General features: G+C 64.8%; 17 protein-coding genes and 3 pseudogenes. 16 read left to right on the forward strand and 4 right to left on the reverse strand.

Going from position 1 to position 21,501, the window contains the following annotated elements:
• Nucleotides 1–137 precede the first annotated feature (137 nt).
• From U5798_RS03870 to U5798_RS03885, 4 genes are all read left to right on the forward strand, one after another.
• A complete protein-coding gene (locus tag U5798_RS03870) occupies nucleotides 138–1,805 on the forward strand; it encodes a hypothetical protein (RefSeq protein ID WP_322081253.1) in 1,668 nt (555 codons plus the stop codon).
• A gap of 133 nt (nucleotides 1,806–1,938) precedes the next feature.
• Nucleotides 1,939–2,799: an isocitrate lyase/PEP mutase family protein gene (locus U5798_RS03875; RefSeq protein ID WP_124449546.1), complete on the forward strand. Its 861-nt coding sequence runs from the start codon at nucleotides 1,939–1,941 to the stop codon at nucleotides 2,797–2,799.
• A 336-nt stretch (nucleotides 2,800–3,135) separates the two neighbouring features.
• Nucleotides 3,136–3,402, forward strand: a complete 267-nt coding sequence (locus tag U5798_RS03880) for a YodC family protein (RefSeq protein ID WP_011354382.1) — start codon at nucleotides 3,136–3,138, stop codon at nucleotides 3,400–3,402.
• A gap of 101 nt (nucleotides 3,403–3,503) precedes the next feature.
• Nucleotides 3,504–4,673, forward strand: a complete 1,170-nt coding sequence (locus U5798_RS03885) for a cytochrome P450 (RefSeq protein ID WP_322081254.1) — start codon at nucleotides 3,504–3,506, stop codon at nucleotides 4,671–4,673.
• 15 nt (nucleotides 4,674–4,688) lie between these two features.
• On the opposite strand, the gene U5798_RS03890 is transcribed toward U5798_RS03885, so the two are convergent.
• Together U5798_RS03890 and U5798_RS03895 are read right to left on the reverse strand one after the other, a co-directional pair.
• On the reverse strand, nucleotides 4,689–5,015 hold the full coding sequence (locus U5798_RS03890) for a superinfection immunity protein (protein WP_124449549.1): 327 nt from the start codon (nucleotides 5,013–5,015) through the stop codon (nucleotides 4,689–4,691).
• Between the two features lie 90 nt (nucleotides 5,016–5,105).
• On the reverse strand, nucleotides 5,106–5,525 hold the full coding sequence (locus U5798_RS03895; protein WP_322081255.1) for a rhodanese-like domain-containing protein: 420 nt from the start codon (nucleotides 5,523–5,525) through the stop codon (nucleotides 5,106–5,108).
• A 113-nt stretch (nucleotides 5,526–5,638) separates the two neighbouring features.
• On the opposite strand from U5798_RS03895, the gene ftrA reads away from it, so the two are divergent.
• The 6 genes from ftrA (at nucleotide 5,639) to U5798_RS03925 (ending at nucleotide 11,923) form a co-directional block, all read left to right on the forward strand.
• Complete coding sequence (ftrA, locus tag U5798_RS03900; RefSeq protein ID WP_124449553.1) at nucleotides 5,639–6,601, forward strand: transcriptional regulator FtrA; 963 nt, start codon at nucleotides 5,639–5,641, stop codon at nucleotides 6,599–6,601.
• Nucleotides 6,602–6,686: 85 nt separating this feature from the next.
• Nucleotides 6,687–7,757, forward strand: a complete 1,071-nt coding sequence (locus U5798_RS03905; RefSeq protein ID WP_322081256.1) for a nitronate monooxygenase — start codon at nucleotides 6,687–6,689, stop codon at nucleotides 7,755–7,757.
• Nucleotides 7,758–7,837: 80 nt separating this feature from the next.
• Nucleotides 7,838–9,292: a M20 family metallopeptidase gene (locus U5798_RS03910; RefSeq protein ID WP_124449557.1), complete on the forward strand. Its 1,455-nt coding sequence runs from the start codon at nucleotides 7,838–7,840 to the stop codon at nucleotides 9,290–9,292.
• A 60-nt stretch (nucleotides 9,293–9,352) separates the two neighbouring features.
• Nucleotides 9,353–10,462 (forward strand): malate/lactate/ureidoglycolate dehydrogenase, encoded by a 1,110-nt coding sequence (locus U5798_RS03915; protein WP_322081257.1) that lies wholly within the window; start codon nucleotides 9,353–9,355, stop codon nucleotides 10,460–10,462.
• Nucleotides 10,459–11,034 carry a TfoX/Sxy family protein gene (locus U5798_RS03920; protein WP_322081258.1) on the forward strand — a complete coding sequence of 192 codons (576 nt, stop codon included), beginning with the start codon at nucleotides 10,459–10,461 and terminating at the stop codon, nucleotides 11,032–11,034. The genes U5798_RS03915 and U5798_RS03920 overlap by 4 nt, the downstream gene beginning before the upstream one ends.
• A gap of 310 nt (nucleotides 11,035–11,344) precedes the next feature.
• Nucleotides 11,345–11,923, forward strand: a complete 579-nt coding sequence (locus U5798_RS03925; RefSeq protein WP_124449563.1) for an NnrU family protein — start codon at nucleotides 11,345–11,347, stop codon at nucleotides 11,921–11,923.
• Nucleotides 11,924–12,048: 125 nt separating this feature from the next.
• Here the strand turns inward: U5798_RS03925 and U5798_RS03930 are convergent, their stop codons facing one another.
• Together U5798_RS03930 and U5798_RS03935 are read right to left on the reverse strand one after the other, a co-directional pair.
• Nucleotides 12,049–12,786 (reverse strand): sulfite exporter TauE/SafE family protein, encoded by a 738-nt coding sequence (locus U5798_RS03930; protein ID WP_322081259.1) that lies wholly within the window; start codon nucleotides 12,784–12,786, stop codon nucleotides 12,049–12,051.
• A gap of 136 nt (nucleotides 12,787–12,922) precedes the next feature.
• Nucleotides 12,923–13,276 (reverse strand): annotated as a pseudogene (locus U5798_RS03935) (DUF488 family protein); the annotation flags it as partial.
• An 8-nt stretch (nucleotides 13,277–13,284) separates the two neighbouring features.
• Here U5798_RS03935 and U5798_RS03940 point away from each other — a divergent pair.
• The 6 genes and pseudogenes from U5798_RS03940 to U5798_RS03960 form a co-directional block, all read left to right on the forward strand.
• Nucleotides 13,285–13,475 (forward strand): annotated as a pseudogene (locus U5798_RS03940) (amidohydrolase family protein); the annotation flags it as partial.
• Nucleotides 13,476–14,195: 720 nt separating this feature from the next.
• Nucleotides 14,196–14,879 carry an OmpA family protein gene (locus U5798_RS03945; RefSeq protein ID WP_322081260.1) on the forward strand — a complete coding sequence of 228 codons (684 nt, stop codon included), beginning with the start codon at nucleotides 14,196–14,198 and terminating at the stop codon, nucleotides 14,877–14,879.
• 540 nt (nucleotides 14,880–15,419) lie between these two features.
• On the forward strand, nucleotides 15,420–18,476 hold the full coding sequence (locus U5798_RS03950; RefSeq protein ID WP_322081261.1) for a YadA-like family protein: 3,057 nt from the start codon (nucleotides 15,420–15,422) through the stop codon (nucleotides 18,474–18,476).
• Nucleotides 18,477–19,144: 668 nt separating this feature from the next.
• Nucleotides 19,145–19,981: a hypothetical protein gene (locus U5798_RS03955; protein ID WP_322081262.1), complete on the forward strand. Its 837-nt coding sequence runs from the start codon at nucleotides 19,145–19,147 to the stop codon at nucleotides 19,979–19,981.
• A 296-nt stretch (nucleotides 19,982–20,277) separates the two neighbouring features.
• A pseudogene (locus U5798_RS37120) lies at nucleotides 20,278–20,402 on the forward strand (IS66 family transposase); the annotation flags it as partial.
• A gap of 170 nt (nucleotides 20,403–20,572) precedes the next feature.
• Nucleotides 20,573–21,352 carry a MipA/OmpV family protein gene (locus U5798_RS03960; protein WP_322081263.1) on the forward strand — a complete coding sequence of 260 codons (780 nt, stop codon included), beginning with the start codon at nucleotides 20,573–20,575 and terminating at the stop codon, nucleotides 21,350–21,352.
• The last annotated feature ends 149 nt before the right edge of the window (nucleotides 21,353–21,501 follow it).

Here is a 21,501-nt window from a genome sequence, read left to right on the forward strand (position 1 = left end):
ATACCGGGCAGCGATGCAGGTCGCTTCCGGGTCCGCGGAAAGGGTTGAACCCACCTGTCGCAGCAAATCCAGTCTTTCCCCCATCCTTTGTGCTGGCGGTATTGCGGACCTTCGGCCATTTATGCACGAGGATCCGCATGAACAAGCTGCCTCCCAACGCTCATCCCGACCATCTGAAAAAGCAGGCCAAGGCGTTGTTGCGCCTGTACCGGCAAGGCGACGCGCAGGCTGTCGCCCGCTTCGTCCGGTTTCTCCCCGCCGCCCGGAACCGCACGCACGACGAAGCGCTCGCGCTCGGGTTGCGCCTGCACGACGCACAGTCCTGCATTGCGCGCGAGTACGGTTTCGCGTCGTGGGCCGATCTCGGCGTATTCGTCGAAACACAGGCGCTCGCGCGGCAGCAGCGGTCGCTGCTGGTCCGGCGCTGGCTCGGCCTGGCCTACGGCGGCGACGTGACCGGCGGTGGCGACGCGGCGCGGCCGCGCGTCGCCGCGCAGTTGCTGCTCGACCAACCCGATCTCGTGTCGGCCGATCCAGCCATCGCGTGCGCGGCCGGCGATCTCGACGTCGTGAAGGCGGCGCTGGCCGCCGATCCCGGCTGGATCGCGCGTGCCGACGGTGCGCTGAAGCTGCCGCCGCTGGTCGCGGTCACGCATTCGCGGCTCGGGCAGATTCCGGCGTTCGCCGTCAGGCTGCGCGCTTGCGCGCGTCATCTGCTCGACGCGGGCGCCGATCCGAACCAGCGGATCGGCAACCGGTTCCCGCCGGCTTCGCTCGCCGAGCCTGACGAGTCGGCGCCGCTGTCGGCGCTGTATGGCGCCGCGGGCGTCAATCGCGATCCGGTGCTCACGGCGATGTTGCTGGAGGCCGGCGCCGACCCGAACGACGGCGAATCGCTGTATCACTCACTGGAAAATCCGGCCTGCACGCGTGTGCTGCTCGAGCATGGCGCGCAGGTGGGCGGCACGAATGCCTTGCGGCGTGCGTTCGACATGCACGATGCGGGTGCGCTCGAGCTGCTGCTCGCGCATGGTGGCGACGCGAACGAGCCGCCCGGAGCGGGGCTCGCGCAGACGTGGGGCGCGCCGTTGCTGCGCGCGATCGGCGTGCGCTGCTCGGCGCGCCATGTCGCCGCGCTGCTGGCGGCCGGCGCCGATCCCCGTGCCTGCACGCCGGCGGGCGTCAGTGCGTACCGGCTGGCCATGCAGGCCGGGTTGACCGACGTCGCGGCGCTATTGCGCGACGCCGGCGCGGAAGAGGCGCTCGGCGCGGACGACGCGTTCGTGGCGGCCTGCGCACGGGCCGACGCCGACGACGCGCGGCGCATCCAGGCGCAGCATCCCGAATTGCCGGCGGCGCTGACCGGGGACCGGCTGCGGCAGCTGCCGGATGCCGCCGCCTGGGGTTCGCGTGACGCGGTGAAGGTCATGGTCGAACTGGGCTGGCCGATCGCCGCGCGCGGCGGCGACTGGGACGCGAGCGCGCTCAATCATGCGGTGTTCCGCGGCGATGCCGAGCTGCTGGCGTTCCTGCTCGCGCACGGCGCAAGCTGGCGCGAGCAGCACGGATTCGGGAGCGACGCGCTCGGCACGTTGTCGTGGGCGTCCGTCAACGAACCGGAGGGCGCCGACCTACCCGACTGGGAAGCATGCGCGCGCGTGCTGATCGCACATGGCGTGCCGCAGGCGACGCGCGATCCGTCGCAACCGGACGCCGTGCTGGTAGACGGCCGCACGATGCGGTTCTCCGAGGCCGTCACCGACGTGTTGCTCGGCATCGACGGCGAGGCGCCTGCATCGACGTAAGCGAAGGCGGCCGGCAGCGCGCATCCGGCGCCTCGGACTTTTTCCGGTCGTGCGACGACATTTCGGCTATCGCTGAAACGTCGCGTGCACGACCGGCGTAAGCTCACCCGTCATCACCAACCGGGAGTCCACGATGACCCGTTTCGACCTGCAAGCCCGCCACGCCGAAGCTTTCCGATCGCTGCACACGCGCCCCGGCGCGTTCATCATCCCGAACCCGTGGGACGCCGGCACCGCGCGCCTGCTGGCAATGGCCGGTTTCGAGGCGCTCGCCACCACGAGCGCCGGCTACGCATTTTCTAAAGGCCAGCCCGACAACGCGATCGACCGCGACGCGATGCTCGACCATATTGCCGATCTCGTTGCAGCGGGCGGCCTGCCGGTGAGCGCCGATCTCGAAAACGGTTTCGGCGACGCGCCCGACACGGTGGCGGAAACGATCCGGCTCGCGGCCGAGGCCGGCGCGGTCGGCGGCTCGATCGAGGACGCGACGGGCCGCGCCGATGCGCCGATCTACGCGCGCGACGCGTCGGTCGAGCGCATCGCGGCGGCCGTCGAAGCGGCGCGTGCGCTGCCGTTTCCGTTCACGCTGACCGCGCGCTGCGAAAACTACCTGCACGGCCGCCGCGACCTCGACGACACGATCGCACGGCTCGTCGCCTATCGCGACGCGGGCGCCGACGTGCTGTATGCGCCGGGCATCACCGATGCCGGCGAAATCGCGGCCGTGACACGGGCGGTCGGCGCGCCCGTGAACGTCGTGATGGGGTTGCAGGGCGGGCTGCTGAGCCTGGACGAGCTGGCGGCGCTCGGCGTGAAGCGCGTCAGCGTCGGCGGCGCGCTGGCGCGGGCCGCGCTCGGTGCGTTCCTGCGCGCCGCGACCGAGATGGCGCGCGACGGCACGTTCACGTTCGCGCAGACGGCCGTGCCGGGGCGCGACATCAACCGCTGGTTCGCGGCACCCGATAATTCGCCGATTCAGTTCGGCGAATGATCGTCAATAAAACATGGGATCGTTTCCAGTGAAAACGTTGATTGACAATAATCAATCTATTTCACATCTGAATTAACCGCCGATGGCGGCGCGAAAACCATCGTCTATTCCCCGCATTTCCCCCGTTTGGCCCGATCCTCCGCGCAAACCGCACCGGATCGGGCGGGCAGCGGTCCGCCGCACGTGCCGATGCCGCGCATCGTTGCATTTTCCCGAGCGATGCTTTTTTGATTTTGGCAGTTGCTGTCGGGTTTTTTGATTGATAATCTGCGGCATATTCAAAATGACCGGTCGGCGGGCCGCCGGGAATATCAATATATAAAATCCGAGAGAGCGATGACGAACCGAGAAAATCAGCGCGTCAGGTTTCGCGTCGGCGATGTCGTGACGCTGAAAACCGGCGGGCCGCGCATGACCGTCACCTATGCGGGGCCGGTCGTGTTCGACGACGGCGACTGGCTGATCTGCCAGTGGTTCGACGAAAACGGCGAATTCCGGCAGGAAATGTTCCCTCACGACACGGTCGTGCCCGAGCCGCGGGCGATTTCGGCCGGGCGCGTCCGGATGCGCATGCAGTCGCACCGCTACCGGTCGGCCGCCTGACGATTGCCTGTCGTTGCGATGCCGCGACGCGCGGCACCCGCGCAGCGACATTTCACGCGAACCCGAAACATGCGGCGATGCACTGCATCGATACTGAGCGCATGAACCCGACCGATCCCATTGCAGCGGTGACGCACCGCGATCCCTATCCCTACTACGCGACGCTCGTCGACGGGCCGCCGCTCGCGTTCGACGCTACGCTCGGCCTGTGGGTCGCGAGCCGCGCGTCGGCCGTGACGGCCGTGCTCGGCCATCCGGCCTGCCGCGTTCGCCCGCTGGACACGCCCGTGCCGCCCGCGTTGCGCGGCACGACGGCCGGCGCGCTGTTCGGCGAGCTGGTGCGCATGAACGACGGCGCATTGCGGCACGACGTGCCGAAGCAGGCGCTGCGTGCGGCGTTCGCGCCGATCGACACGGATGCGCTGCGCGATCGCGCGGCGCAGCTTGCCGCGCGCCGGTTGCCGGCGCCGGGTGACGCCGCCGCGCTGAATACGTGGTGCATGACCGTGCCCGTTTGCGCGGTTGCCGATCTGCTCGGCTTCGACGAAACGCAGCTCGACGACATCGCGGCGCGGGTTGTCGACTTCGTCGCCGCGCTGTCGCCGTTGTCGGATGCAGAGGCGCTGGCTCGTGCGAGCGAAGGCGCACGGCAATTGCTCGACCGGATGACCGAGCGTGTCGCACAGACGCGTGCGCACGACGGCACGCTCGTCGCCGCCGTGCAGCAGGCGGCCCGCGCGTCGGGCTGGCAGGCGAGCAGCGGGCTGGTCGCGAATCTCGTCGGCTTGCTGTCGCAGACGTGTGAAGCGACGGCCGCGTGGCTCGGCAACGCGCTGGTGGCCTGGAACGGGGAAGCCCACGCTGGGCGCACCGTGCCGGACGACGCCGCGCTCGACGCATTCGTCGCCGAAGTCGGGCGCTTCGATTCGCCGGTGCAGAACACGCGCCGCTTCGTCGCGGCGCGTACGACGATCGAGGGCGTGACCGTCGAAGCCGGCGACGCGATTCTCGTCGTGCTCGCTGCAGCGAACCGCGACCCGGCCGTGCACCGCGAACCGCACCGGCTGACGCCCGGCCGCGCGGCGGGGCCGAATTTCGGTTTCGGCACGGGGCCGCATGGCTGCCCGGGCGAGCGGATCGCGCGGGCGGTGACGGCAGGGGCGTTCGGGGCGTGCTTGCGCGCAGGCGGCTGGCCGCCGCACGAGGGATTGAACTGGAATTACCGCGCGTCGACCAACGTCAGGATGCCGAAGTTCGACGCGGCACGGTGAAAGGGAAAAAGGGACTTAACGGCAGCCTTGCTTCTCGGCCCATTGCTCCTGGGCGGCGACACGGCGTTGCACGCGTTCGACGAGGCCGGTCGAGAAGGTCCGCATGCTGATGCCGCGGCGCTTCGCGAGGATCGCCTGCGCGACGTCGGTGCGCGGGTTCGGCTGGCAGGCCCAGTACAGCGTCATCAGCCAGCCGATGCCGGTCCACGCGAACAGCGCGTTGAACATCGCGATCGTCAGCTTGTCGTGCCGGCCGCGCCTGTCGGCAATCACGGCCGGCAGAAAATAGATCGCGATCGCGGCGACTGAACCGGCCACTTGAATCAGGACTTCATCATGCATGGTGCTGCTCCGTCCGAACTGCAATGAGGCTGATTGTCGCGCTTTTTCCGTTCGTGTGCCGGCAATTGATTGTTGCGCTTTTAATGACGATCAGCCGGCTTCGGCGTTCATCGGCTGCACTTCGTTGCTCGACGCGAAACCTTCGTCCAGCCAGCCGGTCATGCCGCCGATCATCAGCTTGACGGGCCGGCCGAGGCGCGCGAGCCGGATCGCCGCGCGTGCGGCGCCGTTGCAGTGCGGGCCCGCGCAGTACACGACGAACAGCGTGCCGGCCGGGTAACCGGCGAGCTTGCTCTCGATGATCTTGCGGTGCGGCAGGTTGCGTGCGCCGGGCACATGGCCGGCGGCGAACTGGTCGGGGCCGCGCACGTCGAGCAGGACGAAATCGGGCGTGCCCGACGCGAACGCGTCGTGCACGTCCCAGCAATCGGTCTCGAATCGCAGCGAGGCCTCGAAATGTGCGAGGGCGGCGGGGCTGTCGGCAGCGGGCACGTCGGTGACGTAGGACATGGGCAGGTTCTCCGGGTCGAAGGGCGCGGAACGCGCCGGGATGAAGGGCAGTATCGCGGTTCGGCCGGTTTTGCGGCAGTGGCGCGATCGACAAGTTCCGGTAACATCGCGCCATGCACAATCATCTCGTCGTCGCGCTCGCCTACGATCGCCTCTGCACGTTCGAATTCGGCTGCGTGGTCGAACTGTTCGCGCTCGAGCGCCCCGAGCTCGGCGTCGACTGGTATCGCTTCGCGGTATGCGCCAGCGAGCCTGGGCCGGTGCGCGCGGCGGGCGGCATCACGGTCGCCGCGCCGTACCGGCTCGCGACGCTCGATCGCGCGGACACCATCGTGATTCCAGGCTGGCGCGATCCGGACGAACTGCCGCCCGAGCCGTTGCTGAAGAAGCTGCGGGCCGCGCATCGACGCGGCGCGCGGCTCTGCTCGATCTGTTCGGGCGTGTTCGTGCTCGCGGCGGCCGGCGTGCTCGACGGGCTTACGGTGACGACCCACTGGCGCTACGCGGAACGCCTGCAGGCGCGCTATCCGGCGCTGCGCGTGAATCCCGATGCGTTGTATGTCGACGAAGGGCAGATCGTCACGTCGGCCGGCTCGGCGGCGGGGCTGGACATGCTGCTGCATCTGGTGCGCCGCGATCACGGCGGCGCGATCGCGAACCGTGTCGCGCAGCGCCTCGTGCTGCCGCCGCACCGCGACGGCGGGCAGGCGCAGTTCGTGCCGCGTCCGGTCGCGCCGGGCGGCACCGACCGGCTCGCGAAGCTGATCGACTGGATGCGCGCGCACGCCGCCGAGCCGCACACGCTGGCGTCGCTCGCCGCGCAGGCCGCGATGAGCACGCGCACGCTGCAGCGACAGTTCGCGGATGCGACGGGGATGTCGCCGCTCACGTGGCTGATCCGCGAGCGCGTGAACGTCGCGAAGGACATGCTCGAGGCGCAGCCCGCGCTGTCGCTCGCGCAGGTCGCGGCGCGCGCGGGATTCGGCTCGGAGGAATCGCTGCGCCGGCACTTCCGGCGCGTCGCGGCGACGAGCCCCGCCGCGTACCGGCGCGGGATGGATCGCGGCGGACGATAGCGCGCGCCCGACCGGGTGGATCGTGCGCGACGACGACAACGACGACCGACATGACGATGACCGTTCATTCCGAACCAGGATGCCGATGACGACACTACCTTCCCGCTTGCCGCTGATCCAGGCCCCGATGGTCGGCTCGCTGAGCCCGCTCGCGATCGCCGTGTGCGAAGCCGGCGGGCTCGGTTCGCTCGCATGCGCGGCGCTCGGCCCGCAGCAGTTGCGCGACGAGATCGCGGCGATCCGTGCACGCACGCCCGCGCCGTTCAACGTGAACTTCTTCTGTCATGCGCCGCCCGCGCCCGACGCCGAGGTCGACGCGCGCTGGCGCGCGGCGCTCGCCGGCTACTACGCGGAAGCCGGGCTCGATCCCGGCAGCGTGAAGGGCGGCCCCGGCCGCGCGCCGTTCGACGACGCGATGTGTGCTGTCGTCGAGGAACTGCGGCCGGCCGTCGTGAGTTTCCATTTCGGGCTGCCGGACGACACGCTGCTCGAGCGCGTGCGACGCACGGGCGCGCAGGTCATTTCGTCCGCGACGACCGTCGAGGAAGCACGCTGGCTCGATGCGCGCGGCGTCGACGCGATCGTCGCGCAGGGCGCGGAGGCCGGCGGCCATCGCGGGATGTTCCTGACCGACGACATTCATGCGCAACCGGGCCTGTTCGCGTTGCTGCCGCAGATCGTCGACGCGGTGCGCGCGCCGGTGATCGCGGCCGGCGCGATCGCCGACGGGCGCGCCATCGCGGCCGCGTTCGCGCTCGGCGCACGCGCGGTGCAGATCGGCACCGGCTACCTGCTGACGCCGCAGGCCGGCCGCTCCGCGCAGCATCGTGCGGCCGTGCGTGCCGCACGCGACGACGGCACGCGCATGACCAACCTGTACACGGGCCGCCCCGCGCGCGGGCTGCTGACGCGTTTCATGCGCGAGCAGGGGCCGATGAGTGCGCTCGCGCCCGCGTTCCCGCTCGCGACGGCCGCGGTCGATCCGCTGCGCGGCGCGTTCGAGCGGCAGGGCCGCGACGATTTCTCGCTGCTGTGGTCGGGCGAGGCCGCGGCGCTCGCACGCGAGGAGGATGCGGGGGCACTGACGCGGCGCCTGTGGGACGACGCGCTGGCCTGCGCGGCAGGGCTGCGCGACGCGTTCCCGAAGGTCGTCTGAACGGCCAGGAAGGAGGCGCCGGCGGGGGAGCATCGGCGTATGATCTGGGTTTTCGTCAGCCCGATCCAGGCACCCCCACCATGACTTCCGTCGACACTACCCCCGTCCTCGACCATGACAAGCTCGTTACCTTCATCGAGCGCAAGTGGAACGATGAAATCCTCCACGCGCTGACCGACTACATCACGATTCCCGCGAAGAGCCCCGCATTCGACCCCGACTGGGCGAAGCGCGGCTACCTCGAGCGCGTCGTCACCGATGCCGCGCAGTGGGCCGAGCGTCAACCCGTGAAGGGCCTGAAGCTCGAGATCGTGCGCCTTCCGGGCCGCACGCCGGTGATCTTCTTCGAGACGCCCGCCACGCGCTCGGGCAGCACCGACACGATCCTGCTGTACGGTCACCTCGACAAGCAGCCCGAATTCGACGGCTGGCGCGCGGACCTCGGCCCGTGGACACCGAAATTCGAGAACGGCAAGCTGTACGGCCGCGGCGGCGCGGACGACGGCTATGCGATCTACGCGAGCCTCGCGGCGCTCGGCGCGCTCGACGAGCAGGGCATCGAGCGGCCGCGCTGCGTCGGCCTGATCGAGACCTGCGAAGAGTCGGGCAGCTACGACCTGCTGCCGTACGTCGACGCGCTGCGCGACCGGCTCGGCCAGGTGTCGCTCGTCGTCTGCCTCGATTCGGGCGCCGGCAACTACGACCAGATGTGGCTCACCACGTCGCTGCGCGGCCTCGTGTCGGGCGACCTGCAGGTCGAGGTGCTGGAAGAAGGCATCCATTCGGGCGTCTACGGCGGCATCGCGCCGTCGAGCTTCCGCGTGATGCGCCAGCTGTTCGAACGTCTCGAAGATGCGAAGAACGGCAACCTGTTGCCGGGCGTGTTCCATTGCGAGATTCCGTCGAGCCGCGTGCGCGAAGCCGAGGCAGCCGCCGCGATTCTCGGCGACATGGTGTGGAAGGGGCTGCCGTGGGCGTGCGGTGCGGACGGCAAGCCCGTGCTGCCGACCACGACCGATCCGCGCGAGGCGCTGCTGAACTCGACGTGGCGTCCGTCGCTGTCGGTCACCGGCGCGGCCGGCATGCCGGCGCTCGCCGATGCCGGCAACGTGCTGCGCCCGCGCACCGCGTTCAAGCTGTCGCTGCGCCTGCCGCCGCTCGTCGATGCCGCGCAGGCCGTGCAGCAGCTGAAGGAATTGCTCGAACTCGATCCGCCGTACAACGCGAAGGTCACGTTCAAGCCGGACGCAGGTGCCGCGACGGGCTGGAGCGCGCCGGATCTCGCGCCGTGGCTCGCGTCGTCGCTCGACGCCGCGTCGCGCCGCCACTTCGGCGCCGACTGCGCGTACATGGGCCTCGGCGGCACGATCCCGCTGATGAACGTGCTGCAGGAAGGCTTCCCCGCAGCGCAGTTCATGGTATGCGGCGTGCTCGGGCCGAAGTCGAACGCGCACGGCCCGAACGAGTTCCTGCACGTGCCGTACGCGAAGAAGCTGACCGCAGCGGTTGCCGACGTGATCGCGACCGCGCGCTGATCGTCGCTACGCCTGAAGTACCGATTGCCCGACCGGGCCCGACCTGATGGAGTGTTGCCGATGACCGCACTGCCGACGCCCGATACCGAACCGCTGCGCATGCGCGCCGAACCGCTGCATGCATTCGTCGCGGCACTCTGGGAACGGGCCGGCAGCAGCGAGCGTGAGGCGCGGCTCGTCGCCGATCACCTGGTCGGCGCGAATCTCGCGGGCCACGATTCGCACGGGATCGGGATGATCCCGAACTACGTTGCGTCGTGGCGGGAAGGGCAATTGCAATTGAACGGGCACGCGTCGATCGTCCGCGACGGCGGCGCGGTGCTGACGATCGACGGCGGGCGCGGCTTCGGCCAGGTGATCGCGTTCGAGGCGATGGTCGAAGGGATCGAGCGCGCACGGCGCATGGGGATCTGCGCGATCGGGCTGCGCGACGTTCACCACCTCGGCCGCATCGGGCACTGGGCCGAGCAGTGTGCGCGCTCGGGGCTCGTGTCGTTCCATTTCGTCAACGTGCCGGGCGACCTGCTCGTCGCGCCGCTGCACGGCACCGACCCGCGTTTCGGCACGAACCCGTTCTGCGCAGCGTATCCGCGGGCGGGCAAGCCGCCGCTGCTGCTCGATTTCGCGACGAGCGCGATCGCGTACGGCAAGACACGTGTGGCCTACAACCAGGGCAAGCGCGTGCCGGCCGGGTCGCTGATCGATCATCGCGGCCAGCCGACCGACGATCCCGCCGTGATGCACGAACAGCCGTTCGGCGCGCTGCTGCCGTTCGGGCTGCACAAGGGGTATTCGCTCGCGGCGATGTGCGAGATCTTCGGCGGCGCGCTGGTCGGCGGTCATACGACGCACGGCGATACGCTGCAGAAGACGAGCGCGATCGTCAACGGGATGCTGTCGGTGCTGATCGACCCGAACGCGTTCGCAGCGGCCGACGCCGAGCGCGAGGCCGATGCGTTCGTCGCGTGGGCGAAGGCGTCGCCGCAGGCCGGCGATGCGCCGGTGCTGGTGCCCGGCGAGCCGGAGGACGCCAGCCGCGCCGCACGCGGGGCCGCCGGCATCCCGGTCGACCGCGCGACGTGGCGGCAGATTCGCGAGAGTGCGGTGGCCGCCGGTTTCGATGACGCCGAACTCGATGCATGGACGCAGCGCTGCGAGGTGGCCGCATGAGCTGGCAGTCGGAGAAGGCGCACGGCGAGGAGGTCGCGTACCAGCTCGCGCCGCTCGGCACGGTCGAGGTCGCACGGTTCTTCAGCGGGGCGGCGATGCGGCTCGATGGCGTGATGTTCGGCTTCATGTCGCGCGGGTCGCTGTTCCTGCGTGTCGACGACGTGAACCGTCCGGCGTTCGTCGCGGCGGGCATGGGGCCGTTCTCGTATTCAAGGCCCACACGAACCGTCGCGCTCGAGGGCTATTACGAAACGCCGGCCGACGTGCTCGAGGATGCGGGCGCGCTGTTCGACTGGTGCCGCAGCGCGTATCGCGCGGCGCTGCTGGCGGGGCCGCCGAAGCGCAAGGCAAGGGCCGTGCCGAAACCGGCGTCGAAGGCGGGTGCCGGGACGACATCGAAATCCGCGCCGAAGCCTGCACCGAAATCCGCGCCGAAACCTGCGCGGAAGACGGCATCCGGGACGGCGTCGAAGTCCACGCCGAAGCAGGCCTCGGTGGCGAAAGCCAAACCGGCATCGAAATCCGCGCGTGAGCCGTCACCGACACAACCGGCGAAGCGCAAGCAGACGTAGTACCGTAGTACCGGTCGCGCAAAGCGGCAGCCTCGCGCTTTTCGCCGTCCTTTCTTTCAGGCGTACCCATCACCGGGCGATCGGTGCGCTGAACGGCCACAGGCCCGCACGACCGGACGGTCGAACGCATCGAGCTCGACGTGCCGCACGTCCTCCATGCTTCACAACGGCGGCCCCGGCGTTTATGATCGGCGCGGGTTGCGCCCGTGCCTGGCGCGGCCCGCGCCGGCCTCGCCGCCGGCTCCGCGAACGGCGCATCGTACGCCGCGCGGGATGTTTCCCCACTCATCATTTCAGACGGAGACAGTCGATGCTCGTCCTGATTCTCGGTTTAGCGATCTTCCTCGGTGTGCACTCGATCCGGATCGTCGCCGACGGCTGGCGCTCCACGACGATCGAGCGGATCGGCGAGAAGGGCTGGAAGGGCGGTTATTCGATCGCGTCGATCGTCGGCTTCGTCCTGATCGTCTGGGGGTACGGGATCGCCCGCGCGGGCGCGACGCTGCTGTGGGTGTCGCCGGTTGGCGTGCGTCACCTGACGGGCATGCTGACCGCGGTCGCGTTCGTGCTGATCGCGGCGTCGTACGTGCCGCGCAACCGGATCAAGACGCTCGTCGGGCACCCGATGCTGGCCGGCGTGATGGTCTGGGCGGTCGCGCACCTGCTCGTGAACGGCACCGTGCACGCGGTCGTGCTGTTCGGTGCGTTCTTCGTGTGGGCGATCGTCGATTTCGTCGTGTCGCGCGCACGCGATCGCCGCGACGGCGTCCGTTATCCGGCCGGTGGGCTGGCCGGTGACGTCGCGGCCGTTGCGGCCGGACTCGTCGCTTGGGCCGTGTTCGCGCTGTTCCTGCACGGCCTGCTGATCGGTGTGCGGCCGTTCGGGTGAACGCGAAGGTCGGGCCGGACAGGACGCCGCAGCAGGAAATCGTGGAGGCTCGCGCCGAGCAGGATCGCTTTGTGCCGGGCCGCCGACGGTGAGTCGGAGACTGCCGCGGCAACGGTGTGCGTGCGTCAGATCGGTTTGACGAACAACCCGATGGTCAGCAGCGCGCCGATGCAGACGATTGCAATTCGCAGCACGCGTTCGTTCACGCGATGCAGCGCCCACGCGCCGAGCAGGCCGCCGACGATTGCGCCGCCGCCGAGCGCGATCGCCTCACGCCAGTGCAGGTGCGGCGAGGTGACGAACAGCACGACCGCCGACGCGTTCATCACGCCAGCGAGCGCGTTCTTGGTCGACATCGCGTGACGCGGCGGCAGGCCGGCCATCGTCAGCGCGGCCATCATCAGGAACCCGATGCCGCCGCCGAAGTAGCCGCCGTAGATCGCGATCAGGAATTGCGAGACCCCGGCCGCGACGGGGCCGAGATGTTGCGCGCCTGCGCCCGGTTTGCGGAAGAAACTGCCCCACGCGAACACGACCGTCGCGAACAGCACGAGCCACGGCACCAGGTGCGAGAAGATCGACGACGGCGTTTTCAGCAGCAGCAGGCCGCCGAGCGCGCCGCCGGCCACGCTGATCGCGAACAGTGCGCGAAACGGCAGCCTGCCCACGCCGCTCACCATGTTGCGGCTCGCCCAGCCCGTCGTCACCTGGCCGGGGAACAGTGCGACCGTCGACGTGATGTTGGCCGCGAGCGGCGACATGCCCGACACGATCAGTGCGGGCAGCGTGACGAACGAACCGCCGCCCGCGAGGGCGTTCTGAAGGCCGGCCCAGAGGCCGGCGACGATGATGAGAGCGAGCATCGGTGTGCAACGGGAGAGGTGGCGGGCCCGCTTGCCGGATGCGGGCAGGCGCGGTGGACGCCCGATGGTAATGCAGGATCGCACCGGCAGGAAGCCGGTACTGCGCGCAGGCTGGCGTGCGGTGTCGCGCGCCCGGTCAGGTGTTTTCGTCAGGCGCGGCGGCGTCACCTTCGACGTCCGGATACACGATCGTGCCGTCCGGACGGACGACCGCGCCGGCCGTGAGGCGCGCGGGCTCGACGCGGCTGGGGCCCATGATGTGCAGCACCGTCTCGCCGCGCGCGACCAGGTAGTCGGACACGATGCGACGGTGACAGCGCCACCACACGGCTTCCGAACACATGATCGCGCAGCGTTGTGCGTGCCCCTGTGCGATCAGCTGGTCGAGGCCTGCGTGGAATGCCGGCGACAGCGCGTAATCGGCGTAGCGGTGGAAGCTGCGGTTCGTCCAGAAGTCGTTGACGTCGTCGGGCACGTCGTGCGACTTGCCGTGGCGTACTACGCCGGCTGTTTGACACGATGGGTGAGGACCGCGTGTTGCTCGGCTACGACTATCCGTTCCCACTCGGCGAGCAGGGGGCTCACTCGTCGAGCCGCATCCCGATCTGTCCGATACCGCGAAAGCCAAGATCTTCGGCGGCAACGCGCCGTGCGTCTTCGATCTGCAAATATCGGAAAGCATGCTTTGAGTTCATCCGCTCAATGTCGTCGCCTCCAGCTACTGAGGAGAATCATAAATTATTGAACGTATGAAGGAACGCTATAGCGATTGCTTGTTGGCTTGAATCGATTTCATGAGCGTTGCAATGCAGAGTGCTGGGTTTGGAGTCGCGTGCCTGTTGTTTAAATACCATAAAGGTGCGAGGAATAGGTAATGTTCGCACAATGTTTGCTCCATAGAATACGAAAGTGAGTGCAATGCTGTTTTGGGGTGTCGCGAGCGCTGCCTCGATTCGTTCTGGTTCTTATTTGTTGAGGTCTGCTTTGGCGCATGTTGTGTCTTTTGAGCGACCGAAGGCTTTTGTTTTTGGATTATATATATCCAAATGACTATACATCAACGCCGCAGCGTTTTATGAAATATATTCCATTAGTGCTTGTGGTGATTCTCTCCGGGTGTGGTTCTTCTGTTACTCCGTTCACCGACTTCTATTCAACCAAGGACGATAGCGGTCTTCAGCACTATCGGATCACCTGCTCGGGCTTGCTTGGGGGGTGGAAGGCATGCTCGCATCGTGCGGCGAAGGTGTGCGAGGGGAAGGACGTTAAAGTGCTGGGCGTGAAGGAGCGAGGTGCCATCACATTTATGTGCACTGAGTCGTAACGAGCTGACAATTGACGTGACGCATTTGAGGTCTCGTTGTGCGGCGGGCGAGATCATTGAGTTTGAAAGTGACGATAACAAATAAATGGACCGGACCTGGGAAATGAATAATTTAATCATGGTTGTGTTGTGTGCGCTCGCGGGCTGCACGGCCTATTCCGGACCGACCGCAGATGTGCGGCCGTTGGAAAATGGCCAGATTCCACCGAAAACGTTCGAAGTCGTATGCGCCGGGCTCTTTGAAGAGACTGGATCGTGTTTGAAGAAAGCGCGGGAATTTTGCGAAAGTGAACCCGGCTCGCCGTCGGTGTACGTGCTCGAGGCCGGTGGGCTTCACGGCCGGTCGAGGACTCGGCTGGTATTCCGTTGCGACATGCCGGCCAGACCTGAGCCGGTCGTGGTCTCGCCGGCCGCCCAATTGCCCGCGAAGGTCTTGTTGCACGGCGACGCTCTGTTCGATTTTGATCGGTCCGACTTGAAACCCGCCGGTCGGCGTGAACTGGATGCTGTAATCAGTTCAGCCGAAGGCAAGCGATTCCGTGTCGTACAGGTGTCGGGTTATACAGATGGAATTGGGTCCGATCGCTACAACAACGCGCTTTCAACTCGCAGAGCGCGTGCCGTTGCGAAGTACCTGCGCGAGCGTGGATTACTTGCGGAGCGTCTCGTTGTGACCGGATTCGGGGAATCGAATCCTGTTGCATCCAATGCGACAGAGGAGGGGCGCACCAAAAACCGGCGTGTTGAACTCATCTTGGAGCAGCAGTAAGGCTCTCTCTCCGTTGTTCATGGTTCACGCTATCGCTCACTTGGGGGTGTGGCGGCGCTGATTGAGACGCTTTCTCCGGCTTCGGGCGATGCCGCGAAGTGACGCCGTCAAGAACGTCACCTGCTGCGATGCGCAACCTATGTCGCGTGTTTGTTGTTGTTTGCAAATTTTTCACGTCACAAGAGCTCATTACTACGCAAATTCCAATGAGAGTTTCTGTGTCGTGAGTGGCGTGCGCTTCGAATTTTTAGTTTGTTAAAGCATAGAAGTGGTACGCATAACAATTATCGAGTAAAAATTTCCGACAAGCCGGTTTCAGAAATTTCCATGCATCGAAGCGCCGCATGGAAAGACGAGTTTTTGATGAGTCTGGCGGAAATTTCACGAATCTGACTTGGCGGTGTTGGTTGGCGCAGATCATAAAAATCAATCGGGCGTGATTGATATGTGTCGTGTCAAGGCGATTTTTTGGAAGTCAAAAAAACGAAAATTGTATTTCATTATTGCTGAGATTTAAATATTTATTTCGCGAGGTGAGACTTGAACACGATTTACAAAACAGTATGGCGTGAAACGACGGGTACGTGGGTTGCCGTATCGGAGCAGGCCGTCGGACGTATTGGCGGAACATCGAGTAGCACAAAGGTTGATGTCAACCAAAGAAAACCCCTTAAGTTGCCACTTCTGGGGGCTCTATCGCTTGCAGCGATGGGGACAGTTGGACCGTTTGCGAGCGAGGCTATGGCAGCAAATAATGCCTCGGTCTGCGCTCATTACGTTGGCCCGGGTCCCCTTGGTATTAATGTTAATAATAGCCAGGGATTGACGTCAACGTTGCTGAATATCGGCAACGGTTGTGAGTCTGCCGGCTGGATCAATGGTTTGGACGCAGGGACTTTGTTGAAACAGGGTAGTCCGTCTTCTTGGGTTGGACTAACGGCGGACGATACTCAGATTGTCCTCGACGGAAAGGAAGGGGCTATTTATTTTCGGACAGGTGCAACCGGCAATATTTTGACAATGTCGAACACGGCCGACGGTGTTTTGATCAGTGGCCTGGCTGCTGGTATCAAGCCGTCCGATGCGGTCAACATGTCCCAGTTGTCGTCGTTGTCGACGACAGTTGCGTCGAAGGGTATTGGCGTGGTGACGCAAGATGCATCGACCGGCACCATTAGCGTTGGCGCCGGGTCGCCGGGCAAGACGGTGGATTTTACGGGTGGCCAGGGTGCGCGAAAGCTGTCGGGTGTTGACGCGGGAGTAGCCGAGACGGACGCGGTCAACGTTAGCCAACTGACGTCTTTGTCGACGGCCACGTCGAATGGCCTCACGTCCTTGTCGACCGGGCTGTTCACAGCCGATAGGAGTGTAGGATCGCTTTCGACCTCACTGCTTAGTACGACGAATGGAATCGCGTCGCTGTCCAGTAGCCTCAGCACAGTCAATGCGGATCTGAAATCGTCGATTGGCAATACCGTGTCTTACGATTCCGCGTCGAAAACGCAGATTACGCTAGGTGGCGTGGGTGCCACGACGCCGGTTCTGCTGACGAACGTGGCATCTGGTTCGATTGCCGCCACGAGCACGGACGCAGTGAATGGCTCGCAACTCTACTCGATGCAACAGGGTTTCGCCGCAAAGTACGGTCAGTTGTCGTCGGAGGTGTCGTCACTGAGCACGTCTGTTGCGGACGTGAGGAACTCCGCCGCACCAGGGACAGCATCGGGCGGGAGTAGTACAGCAACCGGCGCGGGTTCGAGCGCATCGGGTAACAACGCGACAGCGAGTGGTAGCAACGCAGCAGCGTCGGGCGTGAACAGCACGGCCAGCGGTGCGGGCTCGAAGGCGTCGGGCGTTGGTGCAACGTCGACGGGCCAGAATGCCGCGGCGACGGCAGACGGCACGACGGCAACGGGTAACAACGCGGAAGCGTCGGGCGCGAACAGCACGGCCAGCGGTGCGGGCTCGAAGGCTTCGGGCACCGGCGCCACGTCGACGGGCCAGAACGCTGCGGCGACGGCAGATGGTACGACGGCAACGGGTAACAACGCAGCAGCGTCGGGCGTGAACAGCACGGCCAGCGGTGCGGGCTCGAAGGCTTCGGGCACCGGCGCCACGTCGACGGGCCAGAATGCCGCGGCGACGGCAGACGGCACGACGGCAACGGGTAACAATGCGGAAGCGTCGGGCGTGAACAGCACGGCCAACGGAGCGGGCTCGAAGGCGCTAGGCGTCAGCAGTGCGGCATTCGGGGAGAGCGCCCTTGCGACCGGTGAGGGTAGTACGGCGTTGGGTGGCAATTCGACCGCTTCTGGCCCGAACAGTGTCGCGTTGGGGCGAGGCGCGGCGGCATCGGGACCGAACTCGGTTGCACTGGGCGCTGGTTCGGTTGCAAATGAACCTAACACGGTATCCGTCGGCTCGGCTGGCCATGAGCGCCGGGTAACAAACGTCGCGTCTGGCGTGAACGACACGGATGCGGTCAACGTCGGGCAGTTGAACGGCACCGTCTCGGGCATCCTGAACCACACTGTGACTTACGATTCGGCATCGAAGGCGCAGGTGACGTTAGGTGGCGTGGGCGCGACCACGCAGGTTCTGCTGACCAACGTGGCATCTGGTTCGATCGCCGCCACGAGCACGGACGCAGTGAATGGCTCGCAACTCTACTCGCTGCAGCAGGGTTTCGCCGCGCAGTACGGTCAGCTGTCATCGCAGGTGTCGTCGCTGAGCACGTCTGTGGCGGAGGGGAAGAGTTCCGCCGCGCCAGGTACTACATCGGGCGGAAATAGTACTGCAACCGGTGCGGGTTCGAGCGCATCGAACAGCAACACGACTGCGAGCGGTAGCAACGCAGCAGCGTCGGGCGAGAACAGCACGGCCAACGGTGCAGGCTCGAAGGCCTCGGGTACAGGTGCAACGTCAACGGGGCAGAATGCAGTGGCGACGGCTAACGGTACGACGGCAACAGGCAATAACTCGGTGGCATCGGGCCTGAACAGCACGACCACCGGTGCAGGCTCGAAGGCGCTGGGCGTCAGCAGTGCAGCATTCGGCGAGAGCGCTGCTGCGACCGATGAGGGCAGCACGGCGTTGGGTGGCAATTCGATTGCCTCTGGCCCCAACAGTGTCGCGTTGGGTCGGGGCGCGGCGGCATCGGGGCCGAATTCGGTTGCACTGGGCGCCGGTTCCGTTGCAAATGAACCTAACACGGTATCCGTCGGCTCGGCCGGGCATGAGCGCCGGGTAACAAACGTCGCGGCCGGCGTGAACGACACGGATGCGGTCAACGTCGGGCAGTTGAACAGTACCGTCTCAGGCATCCAAAACCGGATGTCAGGCATGCAAGGGCAGATTGACTCAGTTGCGCACGACGCGTACTCGGGCATTGCGGCGGCGACCGCCTTGACGATGATTCCGGACGTAGATGAGGGTAAGACTCTGGCGGTCGGCGTGGGCACTGCAAACTACAAGGGCTACCAGGCAAGTGCGCTTGGCGCGACCGCACGGGTCACGCAGAACCTCAAAGTGAGGGTCGGCATGAGCTACAGCGGCAGTAACCGAGTGTGGGGTGCCGGTATGTCGTACCAGTGGTAATGAGTTCTGTCGAGGCTCTTTGATCCGCTTTAGGCATTCCGGACCGATCTGTGCGCGAGCGTGCGGCAAACTTGATCCTGAACCAGCAGGAGGTTTGCCGCGAAGCGCAAGCGTTTTTCAATTGAACAGATCGCGGCTGGCTGGTCGCGGCCAGGCCGCGCATCAGGAATGCAGAGTCCAAACGTTCCGGCGTCTTCGGGAGGTGCTTGCCGATGTGACGAATAGTCGGCCGCCATCGGATAAAGGCAGTAACCATCCACCCGAAGATGTCGGACACTTCAATGGCGATTAATCACCATGCGCATTCCGGCAGGCACCGAAACGCCGGAGTCGAGTGGTCAAGGCAGCTTGTCCGCAATGCGATGCTCCGGGTCTTGAAGTACAGGGGGCGTATCGATCGCGGCATCGAGCACTATGGCGCAGGGCGATCATCGAGATCGTCAAAGCCAATCGCATCGCGAGCGGTGGAATTCTCATAACTGCAATTCAACGGCCGAATGCGCAGCTGTGAAGTTGCAACCAGGTTGGCAGGGCGGGCGCAGCAAGATCGACCATCGGTCCAGGCCATTTGTCTTTTGGGTAGCGTACGGGTGCAGAAGTTGAACAGCATCTACGCGTGGACTGCGATAGTGACGTCGTGGTCCGTTTCGTTCATTCAAGGTTAAGTCATGGCAGCTATCGACGGATTTGTCGGCATTGGGGGAGCATTGAGCATCCCGTCCTTCTCTGCACTGACGTCACTGAGTAATCGTGACTGGGCGCTGCATCCTGTTCTATCGATGGCGGGAGGAGAAGCTCCGAACTGCATTCGCGCGATTGTGCAACGGGCGCACTTTGTGATCTGGGCGAGTCATTGGCAGCCGCGATACTTTCCGAAGGTTCCGCGTTTTTCCTTGCAAGCCCCTCGACTGAGCTCTGGCCCGGCCGGCGCGATCGTCACGTCCAGCGCCTGCGGCCCCGCATCGCGTCGCAGGTCGAGTCCGACGCGCTTAAGCGTAGGTATTGCTGCTGGTGCGCTCGCGGTTTTGACGTGGCTGATGTCGCTTCGCCCTGTCGGCCGCGAACCTGAGAACATCCTGACCGGAGCAACAGAATTGCCGGTTACTGCCAAACAGGTTGTCTCGAATCAAAAATTACAACAGAGTGCCGAGGAGCAAAGCGTCCGTGCAAAGTACGGAGAGGATTCCCGGCGATCAACGGCTGGCTTCTCGGATAGAGTCCGGCCGCGTGTCAGCGCTCACCTTAGCATCCACAGGGAATCAAGTCGTGCGCTTCGGCGTTCGAGATTCAGTCCGAATAACATCGAGCCGGAGCGCGAGCACGCCGCTCGCGTTGAAGAGGTACCAGCGATGCTGGCAGGTGAGGTGATTGTGGCGAAGTTGGGCAACGCGACATCCCGATTTCACGTGGCTGAGCCATCTCGCTCCGTACAGGCCGACATCGACTGGATGCAGCACATGGAGCAACGCAGATTGACGGACGATCCCGGGGCATTTTCGAAGTGAATCCCAGTGACGCTGCGTAAGCTGCGGAAGTGTTGCAAATGAGACGGCGTCTCAGGATCCACTGCATCGAGCCTCGAAAGGCACTGATGTGTGGGCGGTAGCGCAAAGGCGACACGCTCCGTCAGATTGGCCAACGTTTCGATCGCAACCCTTTTCTCCATTCAGGGAATTCTTCCGGGACTGGCGGATTACAGCCAGCGCCTCGATACCGCCCCATGCTTGCCATTAGGACAGGCACCGTCTACTAAGCTGCGTCAACATGCTTTGCTCCGATGTTGATCGCGCGCTTGCGAGTGCTACTTGCTCACGTCGCGTGTGGAAGTTCGCCGACCACATCCCGTAGCACTGCAAAGCAGTCATGTATGCACGCGACGGAGTCGAGATCGATCCCGGCGCAACGGGTTCTTGGATGGCGAGCGTCGTGTACTTCGACAAGCACCGCGAGGAATCGGTAACGCTCTCACAATGTTTGCTTCATACAATCCGAGTCAGGATTGAATGCCGCCTGTGATTCCGGAAAGGCCAATTTTCTTCTGGGCGCTTTTTTTGACCGTCTGCTCAGAGTCGATGTTTTATCTTTCGAGATTCCAAATGAAGTTACGTCTTATATCAAGCCTCATTTCGGTTCCTATAAGCATTGCTATCTCGTCCACGGCGTTGGCGGCTGGATACGAAGCCACGATCGGCGTCGGCGTCGGTATAGCGCCCCGATACCTTGGTAGTGACCAGTACCGCGCTGTACCGATACCGTATCTGAACTTGAAGACGCCGGTGGGTATCTACCTCGATACGACGCGTGGCGTAGGTTACCAGTTTGACCTGCCGCATAATTTCTACATCGATGGTTCGATAAATTATTCATTTGGTCGTAAGGATACCAATGAATCATTTGCAAGCGGCTCGGATGTGTTGCGGGGGATGGGGAATGTACCCAATGCGGTTGTCGCGACCGTGACGGCCGGCTATAAGTTCATGGGCGCAGGATTCGTCAGTGTTTCCGGAGATATTCCCGTCAGCAACCGCAGGATCGGCGACTCGTGGCGTACTGCGCTCCAAGTGCCGTTGATAATTACGCCAACGGACGTACTGGCGACGAAAGTTGTCGCTCATATTGGCTCGGGGAGCTATAACCGCACGATGTGGGGCGTGAGTCAGCCACAAAGTGTAGCGTCCGGATTCCGGCAGTACATTCCTGGCGGCGGAATCAATGCCGTGGATTTTGGATTGACGTGGACACATATGTTCAATCGACATTGGTCGTTGTCAACAGCCGGGCAGTTGACGCGCTTTGTCGGCGACATCGGTGACAGCCCGATTGTCATGCAGCGCGTGTCGGCGAACGTCGTTGCGATTGTTGCCTATAGGTTCTAGGTTCGCGTTGATGGGAGATCGTCACGCGTAGAGTTTCGTAGATGGCGAAGTGAAAATGAGTGATGCACGTAGGCTGCAATTTATAGAGTATTCAATGCTGCCAGTAATCTCGAGCAGGAAATGTGGCCCGACACGTTTCCTGTAGCCGT

This window comes from Burkholderia sp. BCC1972, assembly GCF_905339605.1.
In the GTDB taxonomy this organism is placed as follows: Bacteria; Pseudomonadota; Gammaproteobacteria; order Burkholderiales; family Burkholderiaceae; genus Burkholderia.

What these genes read in the sequence shown, in the direction of transcription:
- U5798_RS03870 (WP_322081253.1), top strand. Translation starts at nt 138, where the DNA reads ATGAACAAGCTGCCTCCCAACGCTCATCCCGACCATCTGAAAAAGCAG.
- U5798_RS03875 (WP_124449546.1), top strand. Translation starts at nt 1,939, where the DNA reads ATGACCCGTTTCGACCTGCAAGCCCGCCACGCCGAAGCTTTCCGATCG.
- U5798_RS03880 (WP_011354382.1), top strand. Translation starts at nt 3,136, where the DNA reads ATGACGAACCGAGAAAATCAGCGCGTCAGGTTTCGCGTCGGCGATGTC.
- U5798_RS03885 (WP_322081254.1), top strand. Translation starts at nt 3,504, where the DNA reads ATGAACCCGACCGATCCCATTGCAGCGGTGACGCACCGCGATCCCTAT.
- U5798_RS03890 (WP_124449549.1), bottom strand. Translation starts at nt 5,015, where the DNA reads ATGCATGATGAAGTCCTGATTCAAGTGGCCGGTTCAGTCGCCGCGATC.
- U5798_RS03895 (WP_322081255.1), bottom strand. Translation starts at nt 5,525, where the DNA reads ATGTCCTACGTCACCGACGTGCCCGCTGCCGACAGCCCCGCCGCCCTC.
- ftrA (WP_124449553.1), top strand. Translation starts at nt 5,639, where the DNA reads ATGCACAATCATCTCGTCGTCGCGCTCGCCTACGATCGCCTCTGCACG.
- U5798_RS03905 (WP_322081256.1), top strand. Translation starts at nt 6,687, where the DNA reads ATGACGACACTACCTTCCCGCTTGCCGCTGATCCAGGCCCCGATGGTC.
- U5798_RS03910 (WP_124449557.1), top strand. Translation starts at nt 7,838, where the DNA reads ATGACTTCCGTCGACACTACCCCCGTCCTCGACCATGACAAGCTCGTT.
- U5798_RS03915 (WP_322081257.1), top strand. Translation starts at nt 9,353, where the DNA reads ATGACCGCACTGCCGACGCCCGATACCGAACCGCTGCGCATGCGCGCC.
- U5798_RS03920 (WP_322081258.1), top strand. Translation starts at nt 10,459, where the DNA reads ATGAGCTGGCAGTCGGAGAAGGCGCACGGCGAGGAGGTCGCGTACCAG.
- U5798_RS03925 (WP_124449563.1), top strand. Translation starts at nt 11,345, where the DNA reads ATGCTCGTCCTGATTCTCGGTTTAGCGATCTTCCTCGGTGTGCACTCG.
- U5798_RS03930 (WP_322081259.1), bottom strand. Translation starts at nt 12,786, where the DNA reads ATGCTCGCTCTCATCATCGTCGCCGGCCTCTGGGCCGGCCTTCAGAAC.
- U5798_RS03945 (WP_322081260.1), top strand. Translation starts at nt 14,196, where the DNA reads ATGGACCGGACCTGGGAAATGAATAATTTAATCATGGTTGTGTTGTGT.
- U5798_RS03955 (WP_322081262.1), top strand. Translation starts at nt 19,145, where the DNA reads ATGGCAGCTATCGACGGATTTGTCGGCATTGGGGGAGCATTGAGCATC.
- U5798_RS03960 (WP_322081263.1), top strand. Translation starts at nt 20,573, where the DNA reads ATGAAGTTACGTCTTATATCAAGCCTCATTTCGGTTCCTATAAGCATT.